This is a genomic window from Rhodococcus sp. NPDC060176 (assembly GCF_042728675.1).
Lineage (GTDB): Bacteria > Actinomycetota > Actinomycetes > Mycobacteriales > Mycobacteriaceae > Rhodococcus_F.
In genome coordinates, this window is sequence record NZ_JBHWYS010000001.1 from 125,418 (window position 1) to 140,469 (window position 15,052).

Annotated in this window: 16 protein-coding genes; 1 reads left to right on the forward strand and 15 read right to left on the reverse strand. The window is 62.8% G+C overall.

All coding sequences use genetic code 11. The annotated features are described in order from the left end of the window. Positions 1 to 29: 29 nt before the first annotated feature. Positions 30 to 677 carry a nitroreductase family deazaflavin-dependent oxidoreductase gene (locus tag ACFWEM_RS00565; RefSeq protein ID WP_378530145.1) on the reverse strand — a complete coding sequence of 216 codons (648 nt, stop codon included), beginning with the start codon at positions 675 to 677 and terminating at the stop codon, positions 30 to 32. Between the two features lie 146 nt (positions 678 to 823). Here ACFWEM_RS00565 and ACFWEM_RS00570 point away from each other — a divergent pair, with 146 nt between their 5' ends. Continuing rightward, positions 824 to 1,924 carry a hypothetical protein gene (locus ACFWEM_RS00570; protein WP_378530147.1) on the forward strand — a complete coding sequence of 367 codons (1,101 nt, stop codon included), beginning with the start codon at positions 824 to 826 and terminating at the stop codon, positions 1,922 to 1,924. A 251-nt stretch (positions 1,925 to 2,175) separates the two neighbouring features. Here the strand turns inward: ACFWEM_RS00570 and ACFWEM_RS00575 are convergent, their stop codons facing one another. The 14 genes from ACFWEM_RS00575 to ACFWEM_RS00640 all read right to left on the reverse strand — a co-directional run bounded on the left by ACFWEM_RS00575 (position 2,176) and on the right by ACFWEM_RS00640 (position 15,038). Further along, a complete protein-coding gene (locus tag ACFWEM_RS00575) occupies positions 2,176 to 2,526 on the reverse strand; it encodes a hypothetical protein (protein ID WP_378530149.1) in 351 nt (116 codons plus the stop codon). Between the two features lie 163 nt (positions 2,527 to 2,689). Next, positions 2,690 to 3,151, reverse strand: a complete 462-nt coding sequence (locus tag ACFWEM_RS00580; protein WP_378530151.1) for an Hsp20/alpha crystallin family protein — start codon at positions 3,149 to 3,151, stop codon at positions 2,690 to 2,692. Between the two features lie 1,066 nt (positions 3,152 to 4,217). After that, a complete protein-coding gene (locus ACFWEM_RS00585; protein ID WP_024487875.1) occupies positions 4,218 to 4,658 on the reverse strand; it encodes a DUF1931 family protein in 441 nt (146 codons plus the stop codon). A gap of 13 nt (positions 4,659 to 4,671) precedes the next feature. Continuing rightward, positions 4,672 to 6,399, reverse strand: coding sequence for an FAD-dependent oxidoreductase (locus tag ACFWEM_RS00590; protein ID WP_378530153.1), 1,728 nt, complete (start codon positions 6,397 to 6,399; stop codon positions 4,672 to 4,674). Continuing rightward, complete coding sequence (locus ACFWEM_RS00595; RefSeq protein ID WP_378530155.1) at positions 6,377 to 6,643, reverse strand: UBP-type zinc finger domain-containing protein; 267 nt, start codon at positions 6,641 to 6,643, stop codon at positions 6,377 to 6,379. The genes ACFWEM_RS00590 and ACFWEM_RS00595 overlap by 23 nt, the downstream gene beginning before the upstream one ends. Next, positions 6,640 to 7,092, reverse strand: coding sequence for a thioredoxin (trxA, locus tag ACFWEM_RS00600; protein WP_378530157.1), 453 nt, complete (start codon positions 7,090 to 7,092; stop codon positions 6,640 to 6,642). The genes ACFWEM_RS00595 and trxA overlap by 4 nt, the downstream gene beginning before the upstream one ends. A 16-nt stretch (positions 7,093 to 7,108) precedes the next feature. Further along, on the reverse strand, positions 7,109 to 9,742 hold the full coding sequence (clpB, locus tag ACFWEM_RS00605) for an ATP-dependent chaperone ClpB (protein ID WP_378530159.1): 2,634 nt from the start codon (positions 9,740 to 9,742) through the stop codon (positions 7,109 to 7,111). Further along, positions 9,724 to 10,053, reverse strand: a complete 330-nt coding sequence (locus ACFWEM_RS00610; protein ID WP_378530161.1) for a chaperone modulator CbpM — start codon at positions 10,051 to 10,053, stop codon at positions 9,724 to 9,726. Before ACFWEM_RS00610 ends, clpB begins: the two co-directional genes overlap by 19 nt. After that, positions 10,050 to 10,970: a DnaJ C-terminal domain-containing protein gene (locus tag ACFWEM_RS00615; RefSeq protein ID WP_378530163.1), complete on the reverse strand. Its 921-nt coding sequence runs from the start codon at positions 10,968 to 10,970 to the stop codon at positions 10,050 to 10,052. The genes ACFWEM_RS00610 and ACFWEM_RS00615 overlap by 4 nt, the downstream gene beginning before the upstream one ends. Before the next feature lie 6 nt (positions 10,971 to 10,976). After that, positions 10,977 to 11,501 carry a nucleotide exchange factor GrpE gene (locus ACFWEM_RS00620; protein WP_378530165.1) on the reverse strand — a complete coding sequence of 175 codons (525 nt, stop codon included), beginning with the start codon at positions 11,499 to 11,501 and terminating at the stop codon, positions 10,977 to 10,979. An 8-nt stretch (positions 11,502 to 11,509) separates the two neighbouring features. Then, positions 11,510 to 13,384 (reverse strand): molecular chaperone DnaK, encoded by a 1,875-nt coding sequence (gene dnaK, locus ACFWEM_RS00625; RefSeq protein ID WP_378530167.1) that lies wholly within the window; start codon positions 13,382 to 13,384, stop codon positions 11,510 to 11,512. A gap of 3 nt (positions 13,385 to 13,387) precedes the next feature. Beyond that, entirely contained in the window at positions 13,388 to 13,615 is a 228-nt protein-coding gene (locus tag ACFWEM_RS00630; protein ID WP_378530169.1) for a hypothetical protein, read from the reverse strand. An 824-nt stretch (positions 13,616 to 14,439) separates the two neighbouring features. After that, positions 14,440 to 14,853, reverse strand: a complete 414-nt coding sequence (locus ACFWEM_RS00635) for a heme-binding protein (RefSeq protein WP_378530171.1) — start codon at positions 14,851 to 14,853, stop codon at positions 14,440 to 14,442. Continuing rightward, a complete protein-coding gene (locus tag ACFWEM_RS00640) occupies positions 14,850 to 15,038 on the reverse strand; it encodes a DJ-1/PfpI family protein (protein ID WP_378530173.1) in 189 nt (62 codons plus the stop codon). The genes ACFWEM_RS00635 and ACFWEM_RS00640 overlap by 4 nt, the downstream gene beginning before the upstream one ends. Between the last annotated feature and the right edge of the window lie 14 nt (positions 15,039 to 15,052).

Here is a 15,052-nt window from a genome sequence, read left to right on the forward strand (position 1 = left end):
GAGTAAGGGGTTGTTCTTGTTGCGGGGAATCAGGTTTGGCGCCGTTCGAGAGCGAACACTCGAAGATTGCGTGCCGTGCGAGTCTTGTACACCGAGTACGTAGGGTTGTATTCGACGAACTGTTCGAAGACGTTCTCCGCCTCCTGCCCTGTCAACAAGGTCGTGTTCACAGGGATCTCGGCTCCTCCGATTGTCACCGTCGCCTCCCGATTGGCCAACAGGTTCTCGGACCACGCGGGGTGATGGGGTCGCCCGAAATTACTACCGACCAGAAATAAGCGGTCCCCTTCGCGCATGTAGGTGAGAGGCGTCGTCCGGGGCTGTCCTGTTTTCCTTCCGGTCGTGGTCAACAACAGCAACGGCACCCCCATCGGCCCGAAGATTGTTCGTCGACCTTTGCTGTGCAGGAGCAGTTTTCGGTCGACCGGCGTCAATTTCCGGAGATACCAGGACCCGATCCGCGATGATACGAAGGCATTGAGTGGCTTCTTGAGCAACCGCCGATCGTGACCCCACCGAATATCAGGGAAAGCGTTGGTGTCCATAGTTGATTGTCTCTCCAGCGCTTCTCTGTGTACACCGCCTCCTGCAGTGCACTCAGTCGGCGAACTGCTGCGGAGTGTTGTGGTTCGGCGCTGGAGCTGATTGGCGGGTTGGTGTCTACTCGAAATGATCATGTGTGTCTTGGTGCGCGGCGTGTCTCGTTGCCGCGGCCGATGGCGCGTCCCTGGTGCATCCGGTGGTCGACCTCACGCCGTCATTGATTCGGAGTGACAACGGATTCGAGGAGTTTGGGGGAAGTCCGGGCGGGTAGGTGAAGGTGGTGAAGACAAATGAGCACATTCAGGGAGAGCGATCTGGTGCCGTAGGTGAGCAGGCCTCGGTGCTGTTGATCGCGGAACCGGGCAAAGCTGCGGCTCTCGCGGAACGCATAGCGAAGTATCTGCCGCAACGGCTGCGAAGCCGTGACCGCCTCGAGCGCCGGTGGACGACGTGTGTACGTAGCAAGCCCTACCTCTCGGACGAGCAAACAGACTTCGCAGAGGTCATCGAGGCGGTCGATCCGTCCTCCGAAGGGGAGGACATCGTCGTATACCTCACTGATCTACCGCGCCGCGAAGATACGCTGCCGGTGGTGGCCGACGTCAGCCCCGACCATTGCTTCGCGCTTGTCTCTGTCGCCGGGGTGGGTGCGATCCACATCGAGCGCCGCGTCCGCGCTGTTACCGAACTCGCGATAGCCCGCATCCTTGGTGAACCGGAACTCATGCCGCAGGGCGCGGCGCGACGGTTCCCGTGTGTGCAGACGGAGAATGGCAGCCGTTACTTCGCGCCATCAGGACTGCGGCGGTTACGACTGTTGTCGGGGATGGTGCGGGCGAACCGTCCGTGGCGGCTGGTCGCCGGACTGTCGAAGGTGCTCGTCGGTGCCTTCGCCACGGGTGCGATCGCGCTGGCTACGAGCACGATTTGGTTGTTCGCCGACACGATGGGCCCTTGGCGTATGAGCGCGGCTACGGTCCTGTCGATCGTGGCGATGATTCTCTGGCTGATTGTCGATCACGAACTGTGGGAGCGGCCGAAGTCGTCGGAAGAGCGCGATCGATCCGTGCTGTACAACATTTCGACCGTGGTCACCCTGTTCATCGGCGTGACCGTCCTCCACGTGGCCCTGTTCTGTCTACTGTTGTTCACTGCGTGTCTCACACTTCCCCCGGAACTGCTGGCCCGCACTCTCGGACACGGGGTGAACTTCTCCGACTACCTCACGCTCGCCTGGCTGCTGGCGTCGATCGCCACGATAGGTGGGGCTCTCGGGTCGGGTCTCGAGGACGACGACGCCGTCACGGAAGCGACGTACGGGGTCCGGCAGCGGCAACGCATCGAGGAGACCCGAACGCGGTCGAACGAGGCGGATGAATGATCGCGAGAGCGCATCGTCGGCGCTACTGCCGGTGGCGTTCGCGACCGCGGGCGAGGTCGTGATCCCTGCCGACGGTTCGTGATGGGAATGTGCAGCTGACCAGCGCAGTCCTATTCTCTCGTGAGGATCGAACGCAGCACGAAGTGGAGGATCACAGCGATCGGGCTCCGACCGCGACACCGGCCAGCGCGCACCGTGATCACGTTACAGCACAAGCGAATCCGATTTCGCGAGTGCCGAATTCGGTTTGTCTACAGGTGGGGTAGTGCTGCAGTGAGGAAGACGGCGCCGAAGGCGATTCCGGCAATGCCGGTGAGGATCCCGACCACGCCGGCGGTGTTGTCGCCCAGATCGCGTCCGGGGGTGTCGGGTCGACGCGCTGCCAGGGCGGTTCCGATGGCGGCGGCACCGAGGAGGATGCCGAGGCCGAACATCCAGAACGTCAGTATCGAGAGGGCACCGAACATCAACGCCATGTCGCTGTATTCGTCGCTGGTGACAGGACGGTGCTGATCCCACCAATCGGGTGGGGTGTGCGCTCGGGATTCGGCGTTGCCGGTGTTGTCGGATTGTTCGTGCGGGGGGATGGTGGATGCAGTCATGACAGCTAAAGGGTTCTCGTGCTGATTCTTTCGTGAGGTGGACGTGCCGGTGTGCGCCACGAGTGTGCAGTGGGAGATCGAAACGGTGGCGGGGCGAGGCCCGAGAACCCATCGCGTGTGTCCTCGGGAGTCACCCCACCATCATGTGGTCGGGCCAAGCGGATCAGGCTTCGACCTGCACCTGCTTTGTCGCTTCGATGGTTCCGGTTCGGGAGGGCGGTCCGGAGGAGACCTCGATCCGCCGCGGTTTCGCCTTCTCTGCGATCGGCAACGTCACAGTCAACACGCCGTTGTCGTACGAGGCGACGATCTGTTCGGCGTCGATGTCGTCGCTGATCGAGAGTTGCCGTCTGTATGTTCCGGCGAAACGCTCACTCGCCAGCCAGCTCACGCCCTCTTCGGAGAGGGCGGTGCGATGCGCGGTCAACGTCAGGGTCGAGCCGTCGATGTGCACGTCCACTGATCCCGGGTCGACGCCCGGAAGATCGGCGTGCAGGACGTACTGGTCTTCGACCTTGTAGAGGTCCATCGGCATGAACCGTGGACTGCGTCCGTTGCCGGTTCCCGCGGCGAGTACGGACTTGCTGATCGCGTCGATGTCGGTAAAAGGATCGAAACGAAGCACAGCAACACACCTCCCATGTCGTGAAAAGAAAGGTCTCCGCCACCGTGGCGGTTGACCGAACTCACTGTGCGAGAACATGATAACCACACGAATTAGCACTCTGCAACCGAGAGTGCCAGAAGCTTTTGGGAAGTGTTCCGGTCCCTGAAGATCGCTGCTTTGCCTGGTCCCGACAAAAGCGGCCGCCTTCGGCCTCGATTCGAAGCGGGCGGCGCGGTACGGCACTTCGTCAGTAGCGGCGGTGCGGTAATGGAGCCGCTGGCTCTGTCGCCTTCGATGCCAAGAAGTGGTCACGCTAGCCGCACAGTAGCCGTGGCGGCTGGAAAGGTGGCCGTGCCTGGTATTTGGTTTGCAGATGGCTGTTCCGAATGCTTTTGCACAATAGGTTCTTTCCCGATGTTTGCGGGTGGATCGGGCATCGAACATCGCGGGTGCTGGTTCGTCGGAGTCGCTGCGACCGATGTCGGTGTTCGTGCACACACCGAACCAGCTGTAAGGGAGAACACTTCGGCCACCGTCAAAGCTTGCTCATCACAATGGAACTGGGACTTTCGACCCTGTCGTCCACAAACAGTGCGCAATAACCTTCGTCGGGTCGGGGGCACCCGTTCCTTTCGAGGGGGCAAACAATCGGGCGGGTGTTCGTCAAGGCAAGGCCATATCACCCTCACTGGTCTCCTTGCCGGGCCTTGAGCTGTGCGCGCCCAGAAGTGCTCAGGGCCCGCCCGATGCGGGGATCGAGAAAGCGAAGACGAAAGGTTCTCAGATGAGCCGAAGGAGCGATCGGCGATCGACAAGTTCTGCTCGCCGCCTGGCCACGCGGACTACCGGTGTCAGAGGTTCGGCGTGTAAGCCGAACTCGCTCACGGCAGAAGATCTGAGGGCTGTAATCGAGTCCCTCACTGGAGTTCTCGTTGCTCGAGAATCGAGCGCGGAAACCGCACCTCTCGCCGGAAATCCTCCGTCGTCGACGCCAACTGACAGGCAGTTCTGAATCGCACCGGCATTTTCGCAGCCGGACAGCATATTCGAACTCGGACGCGCTGTCAGCCGGGACGGGTGGTAATCACAGAAGTAGGTGGAAGATGTCGAAGGCGACTGTCCATTGGGCTGTGCCGGGGTTCTTGCGGTCCGGTTCGACCGTGGCGAAAGTTTGCGCCAGCGCTACGCTCAACCCTCCTGCGATCAGCGGCAGTCGTTGCTCTGTCTCCTCGGAGAGGGCCACGTCCAAGGGCGGGCGGGCCGTGAGCTGATCGAGCAGCGGTTGAAGTTCGATCTCCTCGTCGAGTTTTTCGAACCGGTGGATGCTCTCCTGTAATCCCTTGGTGATCGGCAGGTCCCACGGTTCGATCACGTCGCGCAAGTTTGCTTTCGCGGAGGCTTTCCCGATCAGGATCACGTCGTAGATCTTGTCGTCGATGAAATCGGTATAGCGCTTGAGATCGTTCCGGTCGACCTGCAGTCCGGCCGCTGCCCTGAAGAACCGCTGGAATTTCACGGTGCCCATTACTGGCATGTCGTCAGCTCCTTTCGAAGTATTCATGGATTTGGCGTACGGCCATCGCTCCTTCGCCGACGGCGGATGCGACTCGTTTCACCGAACCGCGGCGGATGTCGCCCGCCGCGAACAGCCCGGGCAGGCTGGTTTCGAGCGTCCTGGACAGGCCGCCGTTGATTGGCAGGCTGCCGTCCGCTCGTGCGTGGATCGCGTCCACACCGGTGAGGACGAAGCCGTGGTCGTCGAGTGCGATCGCGTCGGCAAGCCACCCGGTGTGCGGTACCGCCCCGATGAAGACGAACAGGGCGCGCACCCGAATCGTGTCCTGGTCGCCGGTGCGATTGTCCTCGACCGCAATTGCTTCGAGGTATTTCTCGCCGTGGACTGCACGAATCTCGGTGTGCCGGTGCACGGTGACCCGCGGATGGTGTTCGATCTGGTCGACCAGGTATCGGGACATGCTCTTCCCGAGGTCATCGCCGCGGATGAGCAGGTGCACCTGTGAGACATGCTCGGCGAGGAAGACGGCGGCCTGGCCCGCGGAGTTGCCGCCACCGACGATGGCTATCGGGTCGGTGCCGCATATCCGTGCTTCCTGATGCGTTGCGGCGTAGTACACGCTTGTTCCTTCCAGCGCCTCGATCCCCTGAACGGCCAACTTGCGGTACCGCGCCCCGGCGGCGAGCACAACGGCCCGGGCGTGCACCGACCCGCCGTCCGCCAGTCGGAGCACATGGTTCCCGGCCTCGGATCCCAAACCGGTCACTTCTGCCGACACCAGGATGCGGGCGCCGAACTTCCCGGCCTGGAGCACGGCTCGCTCGGCCAATTCGGAGCCGGAGACCCCGGCGGGGAATCCCAGATAATTCTCGATCCGGGATGAGGTACTGGCTTGGCCGCCCGCAGCGATCCGCTCCAACGTCACCGTGTTCAACCCGTCCGAGGCGCCGTACACCGATGCGGCCAGGCCAGCCGGTCCGGCACCCACGACGACGAGGTTGTAGACGTCCTTGGCTGCGTCCGCGACGGGTGCCGGGACAGGAAGCCCGACGACGCGTGCGAGTTCCGCATTCGTCGGATTGCGCAGCACCTTCTCGCCGTGCCAGATCACGACGGGTGTGTCCTCGGGTGCGACGTTCAGGCTGCGTAGCAGCTGCTCCACTCGTTCGTCCTGTTCCAAGTCGAACCACTTGTGGGGCAGACGGTTTCGCATCGCGAACTCACGAAGTCGCAACGTATCCGGGGAGAAGCAGGAGCCGATGATCCGGAATCCGGAGCCGAGCCCGATCAGCAAGTGCCGACGCACAAGGTAGGCGCGCAGGATCAAATCGCTGAGCACGGGATCGTGGGCAATCAGCTCGCGTACCTGCTCGGCCGGGACGACGAGTATCTCGCCGTCCTCGATCGCTTCGGCTGTGAAGAACGCCACCTGACCTTCCAGGAGTCCGAGCTCGCCCAGGAAACGCCCAGGACCGTGCACGCGCAGTATCCGGCGCTCGCCGTCCGCGTCGCCTTCGTCGACGACTGCGATCTTTCCGGAAAGGACGACGACGAAATCGTTGTCAGGCGCGCCTTCTCGGATCAGCACCTCGCCGGCGTGAACCGGTCGACGCGAGCCACCGACCTCGAGCTTCGCGACCTGGTCGTCCGTCAGCCGCGGGAAGGCGCCCTCCTCGTCCGGGGTCTCGTCGTCGACCGGCGGGCTGTACCCGATGGGTGAGGTGCCCTCAGACGAAGTTCTGGTCGACATAACACCACCGCCAATCTTCACCGGGCTCCATCGACTGGACGATCGGATGCCCGATGGCGTGAGCGTGAGCACTCGCGTGCCTGCCCGGCGAAGAGTCGCAGCAACCGACGTGTCCGCACGTCAGGCACAGCCTCAGATGCACCCACGGGGTGCCGAGGCGAAGACATTCCTCGCAGCCCTGCGGGGTACGGGGCACCACGGCCCGGATCGCGGTTACATGTGAGTCCGCATGGACAGGACTCATGACTTCGCCTCCTCGCCGGCATTTTCCGAGAGCGCCTGATCGAGCCACGTGCGCAGCTGGGGGACCGGAGCTGCGCCCGACTGGCGAGCGAGAACCTCACCCCGGTCCATCACCAGCAGAGTCGGCACGGCGCGGACGGTGAATCGTTCAGCCGTCCGGGGTGCAGCATCGACGTCGACCTTGACCAGCTTGATCTGGCCGGCGTGTTCTCTGGCGAGCTGCTCGAGCGCGGGGCTGACCATGCGACACGGGCCGCACCACGTCGCCCACAGATCCACGAGCACAGGCACCGAGGATTTTTCGACGATCTCCGCGAAGTCACCGTCTCCCGCCGCGGCGATCCAGGGCAGCGGCTCGTGGCAGTTGCCGCAGCGAGGTCTTCCTTCCCCTGTCGCCGGGATGTTGTTGGTCTTGCCGCAGTTCGGGCACTTCACCTTTTCGGATCCCATGACCAGTTACCTCTTCTCAGGCCGCCGCGAAGGCGGGTTCGGCATACGCGACGGCAAGCTCGCCGCCGTCCACCGTGACGCTGATGGTGCCGTCCGGTTTGATCTCGCCGCGCAACAGTGCACGGCCGATCTTGGTTTCGACCTCGTGTGCGATGTATCGGCGCAGCGGCCGCGCACCGTAGACAGGGTCGAACCCGTGTTCGGCGATCAGTCGGCGTGCCTCCGGCGTGATTTCCAGGTGTATCTGTCTCTCCGACAACCTGTTTCGAAGGTCGGTGAGTTGCAGTTCCACTATGTACTCGATCTGGGGCAGGGTGAGTGGGGAGAACAGCACGATGTCGTCGACCCGGTTGAGGAATTCGGGGCGGAAATGCCCGCGCAGTTCTGCCATCACCCGTTCCCTGGCGTCCGGCTTGATTTCGCCGTCGGCTGTGACCCCGTCGAGGAGATGCTGGGATCCGATGTTGGAGGTCATGATGATCACCGTGTTCCGGAAATCGACTTGCCTCCCTTGAGAATCGGTGATCCGGCCGTCGTCGAGCACCTGCAGCAGGGTATTGAAGACGTCGGCGTGGGCCTTCTCGATCTCGTCGAAGAGCACCACGGAGTACGGCTTACGCCGCACCGCCTCGGTGAGCTGGCCACCTTCGTCGTACCCGACGTATCCGGGAGGTGCACCGATGAGCCGACTCACCGTGTGCCGTTCCTGGTACTCGCTCATATCGAGGCGCACCATGTTGTCTTCACTGTCGAATAGGGCGCTGGCCAATGTCTTTGCGAGCTCGGTCTTTCCGACGCCCGTCGGGCCCAGGAAAATGAACGAACCGATCGGTCGACGAGGATCACGGATACCGGACCTCGCCCGGATCACAGCGTCCGCGACCAGTTGCACCGCCTCGTCCTGACCGACGACCCGCTCGTGCAGGATCTCGTCGAGCTTCAACAACTTCTCCCGCTCACCTTCTTGCAGCCGGGCGACCGGGATACCCGTCCATGCGGCCACGATCTCTGCGATCTCGTCTTCGGTGACCACTTCACGCAGCAACGGATTTCGGCCTTGTCTGGTGGCCAGTTGCTCCTCCGCCGCCTCGAGCCGGCGTTCGAGCTCGGTGATCTCGCCGTATCGCAACTCGGCTGCCCGATTGAGGTCGTAGTTGCGTTCGGCGGCCTCAGCCTCGACGCGCAACCGTTCCAAATCTCCTCGCAGTTCTTGCACCCGCCGGATCGCCTGCCGCTCCGCCTCCCATTGAGCGTGTCGGGCGTCTGCCTCGGCCCGCAGGTCGGCCAGCTCCTTGCGCAATTCTTCGAGGCGCGCCTTGCTGGCCGCGTCCGTTTCCTTGGACAGTGCGGCCTCTTCGATCTCCAGACGGGTCACTTTCCGGGTGAGCTCGTCGAGTTCGGCAGGCATCGAATCGATTTCGGTGCGGAGCCGAGCGCATGCCTCGTCTACGAGATCGATCGCCTTGTCCGGAAGGAAGCGGTCGGTGATGTACCGGTGCGAGAGGGTCACGGCGGCCACCAATGCACCGTCTTGAATTTTCACGCCATGGAACACCTCGAGGCGTTCTCGAAGTCCGCGCAGAATCGAGATCGCATCCTCGGCACTGGGCTCGTCGACGAGAACGGTCTGGAATCGACGCTCCAGTGCCGCATCGGATTCGATGTGCTTGCGATACTCGTCGAGAGTGGTGGCACCGATCATGTGCAGTTCGCCGCGTGCGAGCATCGGTTTGAGCATGTTGCCGGCGTCGAGAGACCCCTCGCCGCCGACCGAGCCCGCTCCGACCACGGTATGCAACTCGTCGACGAACAACAGGATGCGCCCCTCGGCAGCCTTCACCTCGGACAGCACGGCCTGCAGTCGCTCCTCGAACTCGCCGCGGTACTTCGCACCGGCCACCAGAGAACCCATGTCGAGCGAGAAGATCGTCTTGTCGCGCAGGCCCTCGGGCACGTCGCCGCGGACGATCCGCTGGGCGAGACCCTCGACAATCGCAGTCTTACCTACACCGGGGTCGCCGATCAGCACCGGGTTGTTCTTCGTTTTCCGGCTCAAGATCTGAGTTACCCTGCGTATCTCGGCATCCCGGCCGATGACCGGATCGAGTTTGCCTGCCCGCCCCTCGGAGACGAGGTCGCGCCCGTACTTCTCCAATGCCTCGTACGCCCCCTCCGGGGTTGCCGACGTGACACGCTGATTGCCGCGCACCTTCGTCAGCGCTGTGAGGAAGGCGTCCCGTGTGACCCCATGACTGGCGAGGACCCGCCCGGCAGCGCTGGCCGATCCTTCTTCGGAGAGGGCCATCACAAGATGCTCCACCGACACGTAGGAATCCTTGAGTCTCTTCGCCTCCCGCTCTGCGGCATCGAGCAGCTTGGCCAGACGCTGGGTGATCATCACCTGACCGGGAGTCGCGCCGGGGCCGCTGACCTTCGGCCTACGCGACAGTTCACGATCCAGATCGGATCGAAGTGCTTCGACATTCGCGCCGGTCTGTTCGAGCAGTCGGGGCACCAACCCATCCTGCTGATCGACCAATGCGAGCAGCAGGTGCTCTCCGTCGACTTCGGTGTGGCCCATTCTGGTCGCAACATTCTGGGCTTCCTGCAAGGCTTCTCGTGACTTTTCGGTCAAGCTGCCGGTGTCCATGAGGATGTCCTCCTTCTGCGGGCCGCTGTTTCGAGTCCTTCGATTCGATCCAGCAGATCGAGCACGAGCCCGATTGCCGAGTAGTTGAGACCCAGACCCGTCCGCAGTCGTTGGATGCGTGCGGCGTGGGTCACTTCGGATGGGTCGAACGACATCTCTCCGCCGGCGTAGCGGTGGGCGTCGAGCAGTCCGAGAGCCACGAGTTTTCGTGCCAGATCCGGGTGCAGGCCAGTACGTTCGGCGAAGGCGTCCGGCGACAATCCGGTACGGCGAACCAATACGTACTGAGTGATCGGCGTTGAGGTGCTCATGTCTCTTTCCTCGGATTGAAGTTCGATTCGGCGCCCAACTGCTCGAACAGTTCGCGTTCACGTGCTGTCGGTTTCGACGGAACCATCACCTTGATTTCGGCGTAGAGGTTGCCGTTGGCACCGCGCGGATTGGGCATTCCCTCTCCGCGCAGGCGCAGCTTCCTACCAGTCGAAGAGCCAGGCACCACTTTGACTTTCGCCTCTCCACCCGGTGTGGGAACGACGACTGTCGACCCGAGAACCGCCTCCCATGGCGATACGGGCAGATCGACGTAGATGTCCCGACCCTGCACGCGGAACCGTGAATGCGATTTGATCCGCACCACGAGGTACAGGTCCCCGGGCGGCGCGTCACCGTTGCCTCGGCCGCCTTGCCCGGCCAACCGGATTCGCTGGCCGTCCAGGACGCCGGCTGGAATGTCGACGTCATACTGCCGTCCGTCCAGTCTGAGAGTGCGTTTTCCGCCCTGGTAGGCCTCTTCCAGAGCCAGTTGCAGTTCGGCTTCCTGATCGGCGCCGGGAATCGGTCCGAACCCACCGCCTCCGCCGAACATCTGCCCGAAGAGGTCTTCGAAGTCGACGGCACCCTCACCACCGACACCGTGGCCGAAGTGCACCCTTCTCCCGCCACCGCCGTACCCGCCACCGCCGTACCCGGCGGCGTTTGCCCGCACCCGTTCGTCGTAGTCCTCGGGTACATGCCGGAAGTCGTCACCGAATCGGTCATAGCGTTTCCGGGTATCCGGGTCGGACAACACCTGATAGGCCTCGTTGACCTCCTTGAACCTGTCCTCCGCAGTGGGATCCTTGTTCACATCGGGGTGGTACTTGCGGGCCAGCTTGCGGTACGCCTGCTGAATTTCGTCGGTGCCGGCGCCCTTCGGTACGCCGAGTACTTCGTAGTAGTCACGGGCCATCGGTGCTCACCCCTCTGGGCGGCTGACGACCACCGCGGCGGGCCGCAACTGTCGCCCGTCCTCTCCATAACCCGGGCGCAAAACCTCGACCACGGTCCCGGACGGAAGGTCGGGTCGGGTTACCACACTGACCACTTCGTGGAGTTCCGGGGAGAACGGCACACCGACCTCGTCGTGGCGCTCGAAGCCGAGTCGTGAGAGCACCTGTACCGCCTGGTCCCGGATCGCCTTCACACCTTCGACGACGGCCTGCGGATCGCTGCCTGCGTGTGCAAGCGCAAGCTCCAAGTTGTCCAGTATCGGCAGCCACGCCGCCGAAACCTTCGCTACTTCCGCGGCGCGTTCACGGTCCAGATCTTTGGCGTATCGCTTGCGCAGGTTGTCCAGATCTGCGACGGCCCTGCGCCAACGGTCCTCGAGTTGAGACAGCTCGTCTGCCGTCTCGGCGCGATCGGACGCGGTCTTGCTCTGATCCGTGTCGGCGCTGTTGGTAGTCGGCTCAGTCGTCGAATGATCTGCAGACATTTCCATCGTGCGCCTCAGCTTCGATCGAATTCGGCGTCGATCACGTCGCCGTCATCCGACGACGCAGCATCAGCGCCACCTGCTTGGCCGTCGTCCGACTGGTCCGGCACAAGTCCGTAGAGCAGCTGTTGCAGCTCCGAGGTGAGTGGCTGAACCTCCGCGGGTGAAGCGCCGTCCTGCACGGCCTTTCGGGCGTCGGCAATCAGCATCTCGGCCCGCGCCTTCTCATGCGGCGGGGCACTGTCACCGAGTTCGGCGAGTCGCCGCTCCACTTGATACGCAACCGAATCGAGCCCGTTGCGCGCATCGACCGCCTTGCGCAGCGCCTCGTCCTCACCCCGGTTCCGTTCGGCCTCCGCCAACATGCGCTCGACCTCACCCTGATCCAGATTGCCCTGTTCACTGATCGTGATGCTCTGTTCCTTGCCGGTATCCTTGTCGCGAGCGGTGACGTTCAGGATGCCGTTGGCGTCGATGTCGAAAATGACTTCCACCTGGGCCTCGCCACGTGGCGCGGGGCGGATGTCTTCCAGCCGGAACCGGCCCAGCACCCGGTTGTCGGCCGCACGTTCGCGTTCGCCCTGCAACACCACGACGTCCACGGCGGACTGATTGTCTTCCGCCGTGGAGAACACTTCGCTGCGCCGTGCCGGGATCGTCGTGTTCCGCTCGATGATCTTCGTCATCACCCCGCCCTGCGTCTCGACTCCGAGGGACAGTGGGGTGACATCGAGTAACAACACATCGGAAACCTCGCCTTTGAGCACGCCTGCCTGGACTGCGGCTCCGAGGGCAACGACCTCGTCCGGGTTGACGCCCATGTGGGGGTCCTTGCCGCCGGTCAGCCGGCGAACCAGCGCCTGTACAGCCGGAATACGTGTCGAACCGCCGACCAGTATCACTTCGTCGATGTCGTTGGCGGCGACCTTGGCGTCACTCATGGCCTGCTTCACCGGGCCGAGGCACCGTTCCACCAGATCGGCAGTCAAATCATCGAACTTCGATCGCATGATCGTAGTGGTGAGATGTTTGGGACCATTCGCGTCAGCGGTGACGAAAGGCAGGTTTACCTGGGCCTGGGTCACCGAGGACAGCTCAACCTTTGCCTTCTCCGCGGCTTCGAACAGTCGTTGCAACGCCTGCGCATCCTTACGCAGATCGATGTTCTCCGCGCGCTGGAATTCGTCGGCGAGGTAGTCCACTATGCGTCGGTCGAAGTCGTCGCCGCCCAAGTGGGAGTCGCCGGCCGTGGAACGAACCTCGACTACCCCCTCTCCGACGTCTAGCAGGCTCACATCGAAGGTTCCGCCGCCGAGGTCGAAGACCAATACGGTTTCGTGGGTCTGTTTGTCCATGCCGTACGCGAGTGCCGCAGCGGTCGGTTCGTTGATAATCCGCAAAACCTCGAGGCCTGCGATACGGCCGGCGTCCTTGGTGGCGTTTCGTTGCGCGTCGTTGAAGTAGGCAGGAACGGTGATGACCGCTTCCTTCACCTTCTCACCGAGGAACTTGCTCGCGTCGTCGACGAGCTTGCGCAGCACGAGAGCGCTGATCTCCTCTGGTGCGTATTTCTTGCCACGCACGTCAAATCGGGCCTCACCGTTGTCACCCGGTACGACGTCGAAGCTGACCGCTTTGGCTTCCTCGGAGATCTCGTCGTAGTGACGTCCGATGAAGCGTTTCGCCGAGTAGATCGTGCCCTTCGGATTCAAGATCGCCTGTCGTCGGGCAAGCTGGCCCACCAGACGCTCACCGTTCTCGGTGAACGCCACCACCGAAGGCGTCGTCCGTGCTCCCTCCACATTGGAGATCACCACCGGCTCGCCGCCTTGCCAGCTTGCGATGACCGAGTTGGTTGTGCCCAAGTCGATGCCTACAGCAGTTGTCATGACTCATTCCTTTCGATCGGCCCGGCCGTTGAGCAAGTGGACGATTCCGCCCGCAACTTCGCTCGATGTCGGCAAGGACTTCGTAGTTCCCTGGTTTTGACGAGTGGATTGGGTGAAGTCACGGAGACCGAGCAGGGCACCGATAACGGCGCCCGACACCAATCCGTGGACGGCGGACGTGAGGCTCGAGAGCGGCCGAGGGTAAGGGTTTCCGCCACTGAGCTTTGACATCACGCCCCTCAGCGTTGATGTTGTGGGGTTCGCCGGGCCTGTGTGTACTGACAGGGTCCGACCGCCGGTCAACTGGTTGAGCTCACGAACCACCCAGCCATGATGAGTCTTTTCGTCCACCTAAAGGGCGTCAACAACATTCGCCTGATGGGCGGGGCGCAACGGGGCAGTGGCGACCACACCTGCCCTTGATCGAAGATGCCCGCCGGAACCCGATCGAAGCGGCCATCGCAAGAAACTCCGAGTATCGGCTTCGACACGAAAACTCGAGTGTCGGCCGCTACTGCGGTACGTCCACACTACCGCGGCGCATGCATAAGGAGAACTCCCTTTGCGAAAGAACTTCCCAGTCGGCGAACAGCAGCTCTGTTGAACCGAGACGAAATTCATCGTGATTCTATCGAATCGTCTTGTTAGAGAATGGTAATGAACCACCGCTCGACGGTTTCAATTGGTTGCGAGTGGGGGGGCCTGCACCCGCGTGCTGCACAGTTCGGCGTCCCGTTCTGTGGCTGGTCAACAGACCGCTCAAGCGAGAATTATTGCAAATCAACATGTTTCGGGCACCAGAATCGCGGGACTTAGGTGATTCTCGTCTATTCCTTGCGGCACCATTCGGCCGAGGGCTCGGTTTGCCCCTGTCGCGGCGCGGATGTGCCACGTCTGGCCGTGGTTATGTTTGTCTCGGTCCTGGCCGCGTCAAGGATGCAGGACGACTTCGGTCCAGCCGCAGTCGCGGGGCCGCGACTAGCTTTAAAGCAACGTCGGAATGTTCGACGTTGCCCTGTCGATGCGTTCTCCGACCTGACGACGCAGTCCACCGCTCACAGCGCCGCCACGGCCGCCTCGGCGACGGTCTTGTCCTGCTCCCCGGTGCCGCCGCTGACGCCGACAGCGCCCACGACCTGGCCGTTGTGCCGCAGAGGCACACCGCCGGTGAAGATCATGATGCGCCCGCCGTTGGAGGCGTGTATCCCGTAGAACTGCTCGCCCGGGCCCGCGTTGGCCGCGAGGTCCTCGGTCGAGATATCCAGCGCCCGCGCGGTGAACGCCTTGTTGATCGAGATGTTGATGCTGGCGATCCAGGCACCGTCCATTCGCACGTGAGCCACGAGGTTGCCGCCGGCATCGACCACCGCAATGTTCGACGGCGACTCGATCTCGGTGGCTTTGGCCTGTCCTGCGGCGATGACCCGCTGCGCATCGTCGAGGGACACTGAGGTCTGGTTCACGGTCATGACGCACCTGCCCCGAGCTTCGCGAACTGCTCGACGATGGCCTGACGGAACGCAGGAAGGTCGTCGGGCGAGCGGCTCGAGATCAGGTTCCCGTCGATCGCGACCTGTTCGTCTGTGACTTCTACTCCTCCGGCCCCGTCGGCAGTCAGTATCGCTATTTGCTTGTCCTGCAGTGTCATTGGCATCGTTGTACTCCTTT

Bases quoted from the DNA above. Each gene is read 5' to 3' on its own strand.
- ACFWEM_RS00575 (WP_378530149.1), bottom strand. From the start codon at position 2,526: ATGACTGCATCCACCATCCCCCCGCACGAACAATCCGACAACACCGGC.
- trxA (WP_378530157.1), bottom strand. From the start codon at position 7,092: ATGGGATCCGAAAAGGTGAAGTGCCCGAACTGCGGCAAGACCAACAAC.
- ACFWEM_RS00620 (WP_378530165.1), bottom strand. From the start codon at position 11,501: ATGGAAATGTCTGCAGATCATTCGACGACTGAGCCGACTACCAACAGC.
- ACFWEM_RS00630 (WP_378530169.1), bottom strand. From the start codon at position 13,615: ATGTCAAAGCTCAGTGGCGGAAACCCTTACCCTCGGCCGCTCTCGAGC.
- ACFWEM_RS00590 (WP_378530153.1), bottom strand. From the start codon at position 6,399: ATGTCGACCAGAACTTCGTCTGAGGGCACCTCACCCATCGGGTACAGC.
- ACFWEM_RS00585 (WP_024487875.1), bottom strand. From the start codon at position 4,658: ATGGGCACCGTGAAATTCCAGCGGTTCTTCAGGGCAGCGGCCGGACTG.
- dnaK (WP_378530167.1), bottom strand. From the start codon at position 13,384: ATGACAACTGCTGTAGGCATCGACTTGGGCACAACCAACTCGGTCATC.
- ACFWEM_RS00640 (WP_378530173.1), bottom strand. From the start codon at position 15,038: ATGCCAATGACACTGCAGGACAAGCAAATAGCGATACTGACTGCCGAC.
- ACFWEM_RS00635 (WP_378530171.1), bottom strand. From the start codon at position 14,853: ATGACCGTGAACCAGACCTCAGTGTCCCTCGACGATGCGCAGCGGGTC.
- ACFWEM_RS00595 (WP_378530155.1), bottom strand. From the start codon at position 6,643: ATGAGTCCTGTCCATGCGGACTCACATGTAACCGCGATCCGGGCCGTG.
- clpB (WP_378530159.1), bottom strand. From the start codon at position 9,742: ATGGACACCGGCAGCTTGACCGAAAAGTCACGAGAAGCCTTGCAGGAA.
- ACFWEM_RS00610 (WP_378530161.1), bottom strand. From the start codon at position 10,053: ATGAGCACCTCAACGCCGATCACTCAGTACGTATTGGTTCGCCGTACC.
- ACFWEM_RS00565 (WP_378530145.1), bottom strand. From the start codon at position 677: ATGATCATTTCGAGTAGACACCAACCCGCCAATCAGCTCCAGCGCCGA.
- ACFWEM_RS00615 (WP_378530163.1), bottom strand. From the start codon at position 10,970: ATGGCCCGTGACTACTACGAAGTACTCGGCGTACCGAAGGGCGCCGGC.